The sequence below is a fragment of the Streptomyces phytophilus genome (assembly GCF_013870535.1).
Taxonomy (GTDB): domain Bacteria; phylum Actinomycetota; class Actinomycetes; order Streptomycetales; family Streptomycetaceae; genus Streptomyces; species Streptomyces phytophilus.
Map to the genome: position 1 here is coordinate 1 of NZ_JACBXC010001500.1, position 1326 is coordinate 1326.

At 73.6% G+C, this 1326-nt stretch carries 2 protein-coding genes; both read right to left on the bottom strand.

Annotation, left to right across the window (positions count from 1 at the left end):
• Positions 1-835, bottom strand: an 835-nt coding sequence (locus H5J30_RS37210; protein WP_258563673.1) for a hypothetical protein, incomplete at its 3' end; no start/stop codon positions are given.
• A 7-nt stretch (positions 836-842) separates the two neighbouring features.
• The coding region (locus tag H5J30_RS33715; RefSeq protein ID WP_181791575.1) for a papain-like cysteine protease family protein at positions 843-1326 on the bottom strand (484 nt) is incomplete at its 5' end.

Below are 1326 nucleotides of genomic sequence, written 5' to 3' on the forward strand. Positions count from 1 at the left end.
CGGCGGCTGTCGGTGCGGCGTCCGGTCCCGGGCCCGCGCCGGTGTCCGCGGCGGCCGGGGGCAGGCCGGCGCCGGTGTCGAAGCCGCCCGCGGAGCCGCGCCTGTCGTAGCCGGACCCCGGCATCTTGTCGGCGTACCGCTCGTGCACCAGGCGCTGGTAGCGCGCCAGGCTGGTGCCCCCGGCGCCGACGGAGCCGCGGGCTTCCCCGTTCAGCGGGACGACCCGGCCGTCGGTCACCCGGTACCAGGCGTTCAGCTGAGGCTCCCGGAAGACCGCCGAGCCGGCGCCGGCGCGGGCCGCGTAGTCGGTCTCGTCGCTCCCGGTGGCGATGTTGACCACCTGCCACCGCCCCGATACCCAGGCCGTCCACACCGAGGCGCTGTCGCCCCCGGCGTCGACCGCCTCGGACGCGGCGTACTCCATCGTGGCCACCGGCGCCCGGTCGGCCGAGTCCGCGGTGACGAACTCCGGGTTGAGCGAGTAGACGGGGACCGTCCTGCCGACCAGGCGGGGGTCGGCCGCTTCGGCCGCCGCGGCCTCCTCGGCGGGGCCGAGCCTGCCCTTCTGGTCCGGCGGCAGGCCGTCGCGTGCGAAGAAGGTCTCCAGCACCTCCAGGGTGGCCTCGGAGCCGGCGGCCCGGTGGGCGGCGGAGAGCTGTGCCGGGGTGAGGGCTTCGGCCACCGCGGGGGCGGCGGGACGCTCCGCCTGGTCCGCGGCGGCGGGTACGGCGGTGGCCAGCAGGCCCAGCCCGAGGAGGGCGGCGCCGGGGAGTGCGATCAGCGGTGCGGCACGGCGCGGGGCCGGGCGGGCGGAGTGTCGGCGTTGGGGTCGCATGCTGCGCTCACGCTCCGATGCCGTAGAGGGAGTGGGTCCAGAAGAAGGAGCCGTTGTCGACGTAGTAGTTGTACGTGGCCCAGTTGTAGCGGCCGCTCGACGGCCACGGGTCACCCCAGTACACCCAGTTCTTGCTGACGTCGTAGCCGTAGACGGTCAGCATGTGGCCGCCGCCGGACTGCCACTGGATACGCGACATCACCGGGCGGTCGGCGTCGATCTCCCGGGTGATCGTGGCGTAGTCCAGGTACCCGTTGACGTACCGGCCCGGGTTGATGCCCATCGAGTCGAACGCCTGCTGGTCGTTGCCGAGGGTGGCCTGCCAGTTGGGGCAGGAGCTGTTCACGGCCCGGCCGAAGGCGAGGTTGCAGAACTGGTTCTGGGAGTAGTCGTGACCGTAGAACTCCGCGACGGTGTCGCCGGCCGCGGCCCAGCACCAGTTGGTCATCTGCTGGGCCTGCATGGTGATGTTCAGCCGGCGCCAGGTCCAC